Source organism: Gemmatimonadota bacterium, assembly GCA_026705765.1.
In the GTDB taxonomy this organism is placed as follows: domain Bacteria; phylum Latescibacterota; class UBA2968; order UBA2968; family UBA2968; genus VXRD01.
This window is the reverse complement of sequence record JAPPAB010000012.1, coordinates 21,496-29,807: the sequence shown is the minus strand read 5'-3', so window position 1 is coordinate 29,807 and position 8,312 is coordinate 21,496. Positions and strand designations below refer to the sequence as shown.

4 protein-coding genes are annotated in these 8,312 nt (G+C 54.1%); 1 reads left to right on the top strand and 3 read right to left on the bottom strand.

All coding sequences use genetic code 11. The features are described 5' to 3' along the window. On the top strand, positions 1-1,394 hold a 1,394-nt coding region (locus OXH16_01775; GenBank protein MCY3680096.1), incomplete at its 5' end, for a hypothetical protein. Positions 1,395-1,511: 117 nt separating this feature from the next. Here the strand turns inward: OXH16_01775 and OXH16_01770 are convergent. The 3 genes from OXH16_01770 to OXH16_01760 form a co-directional block, all read right to left on the bottom strand. Continuing rightward, positions 1,512-3,434 carry an ABC transporter substrate-binding protein gene (locus OXH16_01770; GenBank protein ID MCY3680095.1) on the bottom strand — a complete coding sequence of 641 codons (1,923 nt, stop codon included), beginning with the start codon at positions 3,432-3,434 and terminating at the stop codon, positions 1,512-1,514. A 95-nt stretch (positions 3,435-3,529) separates the two neighbouring features. Continuing rightward, positions 3,530-5,191, bottom strand: coding sequence for a BamA/TamA family outer membrane protein (locus tag OXH16_01765; protein MCY3680094.1), 1,662 nt, complete (start codon positions 5,189-5,191; stop codon positions 3,530-3,532). Positions 5,192-5,275: 84 nt separating this feature from the next. Next, positions 5,276-8,281: a hypothetical protein gene (locus OXH16_01760; GenBank protein MCY3680093.1), complete on the bottom strand. Its 3,006-nt coding sequence runs from the start codon at positions 8,279-8,281 to the stop codon at positions 5,276-5,278. Positions 8,282-8,312 lie beyond the last annotated feature (31 nt).

The following is an 8,312-nucleotide window of genomic DNA, read 5'->3' as shown; positions in this document are numbered from 1 at the left end:
TCGTAGGAGTCAGTGGTGGACCAACGTTATCTGTTGTTGTAGGTGCTGATACTGTCGAGGCAAGGTATCAACCTGCTGATCACAATTCCTTAGTCAACTACTCTGACACTCATAAATTCGCATTTCAAGTATCAGAAGGTCTTAGTGATAGCTCAGGCATCTCTATCATTGCCAACTCATTATCCTTGCCAGTAGGCGAGTCTGAGTATATTCAGGATCGCGGTGAAAATAATGCTGTCTTGACTCATACAGCTATAGCTACTGATTCATCACGTAAAGTTGACGGCATTCGACCTTTTGTTGCAACTGCCGAATTGACTTCTACTCCCCCTGATACGGACGGCTACGCTATCGGAGACTCGGTAGAAGTTACTATCAGATTTAGTGAGCCTGTTGACATTACAGGTTCTCCTGAGTACATCTTAGCGTTGCGAGATCGAGTTGCTGCACTTGCAAGCTATGTTGAGTCTTCTGATACAGAAGCAGTTTTCAGATATACAATTCAAGAAGGTGATTTTTCAATTGACGGTATTCAACTACCCGTCGCCGCTTTGGAAGTAGATATTCCTGGCGTTCAACCCAGTTATCGAGGAACAATCAACGACCTTGTAGGCAATCGAATAGACTATCGATCTGGTGAGGCATTTGTTCCTCCAGATTCTGATCACAAAGTCGATGGAGTTCGTCCGATATATACCAGATCTGAGACATCTACAGACGGACTTACAGTCACTATATACTTCAGCGAGGAAATCGACGTCCATCCGATGATTGTCAGTCTCAGCAATCTTTTGGACATCGAGTTAGGTAGAATTATCAAAGCAGTCGCCGGGATTACAGTGAATAACAGGGTGGTAGAGCCCAGTAATGCCAGTATTTCAGGATCCGATATCACACTGACCCTATCGACCGCCATAACCGAGGGAGACACTGCCAAAGTAGATTACAATAATCACTTCGCCCGGAATGCGCCGGGATTCTTCCTCGATACGGCTGGCAACGCGCTCGCCTTTTTTTCCTATCAGGACGTCACGAACAATTCTACGGTTGCCGCTGGTACTGCAATCACAGTAGATCTGGTACTGACACCGACGGTGGGATTCACGGTTACAGAAGGAGTGACCGCGACCTACACAGTGGCCTTAAATACCCAGCCCTCGGCAGATGTCACCGTAACAATTAGCAGTTCTGATTCGGACAAGCTATCGACAAATCTCACAAGTCTCACATTCACTGCTCAGAACTGGAACACAGCGCAGACGGTGACAATGACAGCCGCCCAAGACGATGACAGTATAGATTACTGGGTGCGGCTGACGCACACGGCCAGTGGGGGTGGATATGACTCGGTAGTAGTAGGTATAAATGTAATCATTGACGACGACGACGACTAATCGCGATGGAGGTGGACTGAAGGGTAGGTCTTGAATAAATAGAGAAAGGGCGCGTTTTGACGCGCCCTTTTCTCGTGTTATGCTTTCACACCGTTTAACAAAACTTTCTGTCTCCTATTACTGTCCTAACTCAATCACGCCGCAACCGATGCGTGCGCCAGCATTGCCCGAAGGTTGTGAGACAAAATCATCAGCACCCGCATGGACGATGATTGCTTTTCCAACAATATCTATGTCTGAGCCAGTGTTCATCTCCCACAGATTTGTCGTCAGTTCAATCTTCCCCATGCCTTGATCATCGACAGTCATATTGCCAATATCGCCGAGGTGAAATTCACCTTCTCCCCATTTTCCGTGTGCAACGCCAGTGGGATTCCAATGCCCGCCAGCCGATGTCCCGTCTGGCGCACTGCAATCGCCGGTTGCGTGGATATGGACAGCGTGTTCACCTGCGGACGCATTAGCAAGCGAGACGACGAGCTTGATATTATCGCCGATTTGCGTGAAAATCGCTTTTCCGGACACACTGCTTTCGTTCGTCTCACCGATTGTCGCCAAGGCAGTTTTTGTATCAAAAACCTCAAATTTCCCATCCTTGACGATCAGAACAGCCGGATCGTAAACCGCATCACCATTGGCATCAAACGAGAACGAACCCAAAATCGTATCCAAATTCTCGATTTGAGCCAATGCGTCCCGAATCGCACGCGAATCATAGGACGGGGCATCTGCAATCGCCTTTGCGAAAATGTGAACCGTCGCGTAGGCCGCGGCGGCGTATCGGCCCGGCTCGACACCGTATCTCGCCATATAATCCTCAACAAAGGCGCGATTGGCCGGTACATTACCCGTACTGCTCCAATATGTAAAACTAATTGCCCCCTCGGCTGCCTTCCCGGCGCGTTCTACCTCATCCAGAGTGAGCAAGGGAATCAGTATAGGAATACCGTGTTGTCCCCCATCGATCAGAGCCTGTGCCCGCCCGGCTGGCAAAGCCGAAACAAAAATCGCATCTGGATTCAACGCCACAATCCGGGAAAATTGCTCGGAAAGATCCATAGCGCCGATTTCAAAAGTCTCAGTAGCCAGAACCTCGACCCCATTCTCACTAAAGGCCTGCTTTAGCACCTCGTCGCTGCTCTGCGAAAAAACATCCATGCTTTGATACATCGTAACCACGCGCTCATAGCCCAATTTTTCCCGCGTCAGTTTTACACCCCCCGGAATCAGCGCATCAACAGTAAGGGCGACGCGAAAAACAAAATCGCCAATCGCGCTGAGACCGCGTGCAGCCGAAGTGGGGCTAATCGCCACAACCTCATTTTCCTGTGCAATGGGAAATACCGCACGCACCATGGTAGAAGTATAAACACCGAGAATGGCCGGTACGCCATCTTCATAAATGAGTTTATTATAAGCTGCAGTAGCGCCTTCTATGGTGCTCTGATCATCCTCGACAATAAATCTCAAAGTCGCATCACTCAGTTGTGAGTTCACCTCTTCAAGAGCCATTTCAAAGCCATTGATAAATCCCTGTCCAATCTCGGATAACCGCCCTGTTCGAGACACAACCAGGCCAACTGATATGAGTTTAGACGTACCCGTCACCTGCGCCATCCCACCAATGGGCAACGCAACTGTTGACGTATAGCCTCCATTAATCGGGATACTCGACCAGCGCCCTATCACAGAGCCATCCTGAGACGCGCGCGCCTGATAATATCCCGTTGCCGGACCGGATAGCTCCACCGTAACGCGCCCCATATCATCAGTCATACCCGACCACTGATAATCGGACACCTGCCCGGCAATAGAACGCGCAAACTCGACCATCACACCTGCCATAGGCGCGTCATCTTCCGACACAGTCGCCACCACCGTCGCTTGAGACATACCACTACCCGCTACAGCCATTTTACTCAACGGACGTCCAATCTGCTCATCTACCCCGGAAGACTCCATCCCGCGCTCGCCGCCACAGCCCCACATGAGACCTGTGGCAAGCATTACCATCATCACACTGCGAATCCTGTTCAACATAAGGCCCTCCCTGTGAATGAATAATTTCTCTCAAAAGTTCAGAAACGACACAGAATACGCCCCGAGCGTATGGATGTCAACGCGAATTTAACCAGCTAAAACGCACTAACCATCCGCACATGCACCATACCCTGTCCCAGACTTTCGCCCCGTGGCAACCCATAATCTATTCCAACTGCGCCCATCCGTCCATTTGCCAAAAGACCAATGCCGTAGGACACAGGCCATGAACGCATCTCTGCCCCTTCAATCCGCCCCGCATCGACAAAAGCAAAAAGCCGCGCTTTCGGTCCTATCAACCACCGCCATTCCACATTGACCCACCCCGCATTTGTTCCCCAGAACATCTCTTCCCGATAGCCCCGCAGCGATTGTGCGCCCCCCAGCCAGATGCCAGCAGACTGCGGCACATCCCCCTTTTGTCCCACCCAAAAAACCCGCGCTCGACCCGCAACAACAGACTGCCTGCCCACAGGCAAAAACACCTGTCCATCAACACCCCACTGCACCCGCCGAACCCCATCAGAAACCTCGCCAACCTCTCCCCGGATCTCCGCTTTCCAACCGCCCATAGCATGCCCTCGCCGATCAAATCGAACACCCGACTCGATAGACCACATCCTCTCAGCCTCGAAAAATTCCAACCCCGAGGAATCGGGCAAAACGCGCCTGTGTGCAACACCGCCAAAAAACCGCGCGCCCCCACCCACAGAAACATCTGCGCCACCCCCAAACTTATGCGTCACATACCCCGGGCGCGCAACCATCTCCACCGCACCCCAACCGGAAAGCGGACTATTTAAAACATAGGGTTCGCGATACGACAAGCGCAAATTCGACAACCCCACACCCTGCCGCGACCACAGCGCGTACCCCTCTCGTCCCCCACCGGAAAAATTCAGAACATCGAGCGCGATCTCCCCGGTCAAACCCTGTCCAGACCCCACACCGAGCACCCCTTCAACGCGCGTGTGGCGCGACTCCTCTACACTGATTACAAGTGCCATCTCATCACCGGCAGATACCAGTTCAGGCGTATAAACCCGGTCAATAAACGGCAAAATCTGCAACTGCCTCACAAAAGCATCCACGCGACGCTGGTCATAGACCTCGCCCGCAACAAACGAAATGTGCCGCAACAAAACATCTTCCCGCGTCGTTTCATTGCCCTCAAAACGCACCGTATCGACATGCACCAGAGGACCGGGCGACACCTCCACCTGCACCCATGCCCCATCGCCGTCAAATCGCACATCTGGACGCAACGCGCAAAACGGATAGCCCCGGTCTTCATAAAAACGCAACAAATGATCCAACCGCTGGTTCAAATCGCTCTCAAGCAACACCATACCCTGCGCCAGACCAAATGTCATAAGCACATCAGATCGATCAAAAATCAAATCACCGCGCACATCCACAGACGCGACCCGCGTTCGCACCCCTTCAACAATCGCAAAAGCCACCGCCGCATCGCCCGCGCGCATAGAAAAAGCCACCGCCACATGCCAGAATCCACGCGCCTGATACCCCTTCAAAATGCGGTAAACATCCTTTCGCAACAACGCCGAATCCACCGCAACACCCGCCCGCGTAACCAACCACCCCCGCACATCGCGCGCACTTACAGACCGCGCACCTTCAACCTCCACGCGCTTCACAATCGCACGCACCTCTCCCCCCGCGCTGGACACAATACAAACCATCCAAATCGCAAAAAGCAAATACCGCCACACGCTTATGTGTTTATCCGTATTCATCTGCACCTTTGCACGACGGGCGGCACAGGGGCACCGCCCCTACAAATGATTTTTTATCTGCGTCCATCTGCGTCCATCTGCGGATCAAAACACCGCCCGCATCTCCACGCGCCCGAGATGTATGGTCTGACGAGCAGGTCTTACGCGCCCATCGTACATCACCCGCGCCGATACGTATTTGCCAAAGCGGTAATCCATCCCCAATCGCCACGCCCAGTTCTGCCCCTGGCGATTGCCCCTTGCCAACCCCAAAAATAAGGGTGCTGTATCCGTCGCCCACACCCGCGTCCAATCCAATCGCCCGCGCAATCGCCCGCGACCAGGCAAAGCGTAAATCACCTCCGGCTGAACGCCGATATGCCACGCGCGCAACGCCCGGATACCTTCCCAATCTCGCCCACCCAAAACGCCCAAACGCAAATACCATTTACGCGCAGACCTGAACGCGCAGCGCAGCACACCACTCGCACCATCAATGCGATAGGCAAAAGCACCTGCGCCTTCGCGCGCTCTGTGCCCCAAATCAAATTCCGTCTCCAGTTCAAAGCGATTGACAGGCCTCAATTTTCCCAACGCGCCACCCTGCACAAAAGATTCGGCAGCACCCCCGTAAAACGCCCGATTGACCTGATCGCGCACGCGCGCAGTCAAACGCAGCGATCCCCGTTTGTGATACCGAAACAAATAAAGACGCACCAATCCGTCTCTCCGAGCGCCCAAAATCCCAGCATCCGCATCAAAACCAAACAGATCCCAGGGAGCCGCGTGCTTTGTCCCAATCGCAATCTGCCGCTCTGCACGCAGCGATGCATCCACCGCAACAGCGGACAAAAAGTGCGCATCCCCAATCAAACGCCGAAAATCAATCTCCACGCGCATGCCCAGTGCGCCATCGCGTGCAGGTGCAAACTGCCCGTAATCATAAACCCGCACATAATCGCCATCGACATCGGGCACAAACTCTTCCACATCGCGCAAACCATCGCCATTGGCATCCTCCCAGATATATTCCCCCAGCCCGGGTGCCACCTCGACAAAAATGGGCTGACTGACCCGCGTACTCGAAACGCGATACGTTATCTGATGCGACGAGCCAGGACGATTATGCCCCAACCGCACGCGCCCCAGATGCGTCGTCTGCTGACGTTCGCGCCCAATCTGGATTTCTCCGTGCGTATAAGAACCCGAAAAAATCCAGCCCCTCCAATTTGTCACCTGTGCCCTGTGGGTATGCAACCACCCGCGCAAACTATCCTGCCACACTGTTTCTCGCTGCCTGAACTTCCGATATTTCAACTCCGATATCCACGACCAATTTCGCCCTTCGCCAATGCCCAGGTGCCACACCAACTCCTGTTTGTCAATGCCCTGAGGCAAAACGCGCGGACGTGTGGCATAAAAAAGCGAACTGCTACCCACCCCATCGCCCACCCCATTTTCCAGTGAAAAACGAAACCCCGGCACAACCTCCCCCATCGACACTTCAACCTGCCCCTCGTGCCGGCGCATCCCGCCGCTACCGCGCCCGAGCGACTCATAGCGGTACATCCCCACAGGCGAACGAATCCCCACACTCTTCCGATCTGTCCTCACAACACCCACATGCTGTCCGTATTCCCCGGTAACAGAAAGCGCCTTGCCCAAATCCCAACGCACAGCCACCTCGCCCTCGCGTTGGGCAGTTCGCGCAGTATCGGCTTGCCAACCCCATCGTCCAGCCGCCCGCCCCCTATCCAATCGCTCAAATGCTTCAAAATCGGCCCCAACCTGGCGAAACCGACCCGTGACTTCAAAATCGCGCCCTGCAAACGCACCATCCATGCGAACCCCGCGCCCACTTCCCGAATTCCGATCACTCAGGGCAACCTCCCCAGAAACGCGCGCATTTGACCACGGCGTGTACGTCGCATACACCACCCCCAACTGACGCTGCACCGCAGTAGGTCCGGGCGATAATGCAGAACGATCAGACTCTCGAATCAGCGTTGTCCCTACAGATACCCCTTCAGCAGGGGATACACTGGACTCCATACCCATCAACCGGCTTCTCATACCGGCATCAAGCACCTGATATTCCACTGTAACGCGGCTCTCCACGCCAATCGGTATCTCAGGCATAAACGCCACATGCCCGCGCTCGTAATCAATCGTATAATCTGCCCCATCCCCGCGGTTGAGCAATCGCCCATTGAGATACACGCGCTCAGACTCCGGCACAATTTGCCCCCTCAACCCGCCACCCGACAATGAATAAGGACCCTGAAACCCCTCAACCGTCACCAGCCGCCGCGTTTCCCAACGCCCCCGCGACACCGCCCCAAAAGCCGCAACCTGCCCCTTCTCCCGATGGGCCAACACGCGTGCGCCCTGCAACTGCCTCCGATAGCGCCCAAACACAGTTTCGTCAAACGCCACATCGAGGTCTCCAAGCGTAGCCGATACCTGATCGGCGTCAACCTGAAAAAACACGCGATCCAATTCCTGCAACCGCTTTGACCCACCCTGCTCGCCTATTGGCAAATTGCGATCGGATAGCACGGTCAGTAAATTGACCCCCTCGGCGACCTCGCCTGAAATACGCAACTGCAAAGCCTGATGGACCGCGTGTTGAGATCCCGCGGTCACGGAAATACTCTTATGACCGCCAATCGTCAACTTCTGTTCTTCATCCCTATCTCGCACAACAGGCGGAGAAAACACGCGCACAACCGGCTGATCACCACCTCTCCCCGGTTGAAACCGGCGACGCTGAACCACAGGCGCGGTCACCAGAGGGCGCTGCCTAAAACGCACCACAATCTCCACACCCCGCGCAACATCTCGCAAAAGCGTCAGCAACGCGCGATCGGCATCCACCACATAATCCCGATCCCGAATGAGCAACACCCCATCCACCCAAACCCGTTCGCTCGCCGCCTCAATAGCGCGATCGGAAATCGAAAAAGGCCCGCGGCTTCCATCTGCCTGAAACACCCGCTCCCCATCGAACAGCGTAAACTGCTCTGGCACGGGCACCTGCGCGTATGCCGTCACAACACAGACGAAAAAAAATACAATGCCCCGAGCAATGCGAAGGGTGCTAAAATTCATCTCTCATGTCTCGCATCTAAAAAAAATAGGA

Excerpts from the sequence above, each read along its gene's own strand:
- OXH16_01765 (MCY3680094.1), bottom strand. The coding sequence starts at position 5,191 with ATGAATACGGATAAACACATAAGCGTGTGGCGGTATTTGCTTTTTGCG.
- OXH16_01770 (MCY3680095.1), bottom strand. The coding sequence starts at position 3,434 with ATGTTGAACAGGATTCGCAGTGTGATGATGGTAATGCTTGCCACAGGT.
- OXH16_01760 (MCY3680093.1), bottom strand. The coding sequence starts at position 8,281 with ATGAATTTTAGCACCCTTCGCATTGCTCGGGGCATTGTATTTTTTTTC.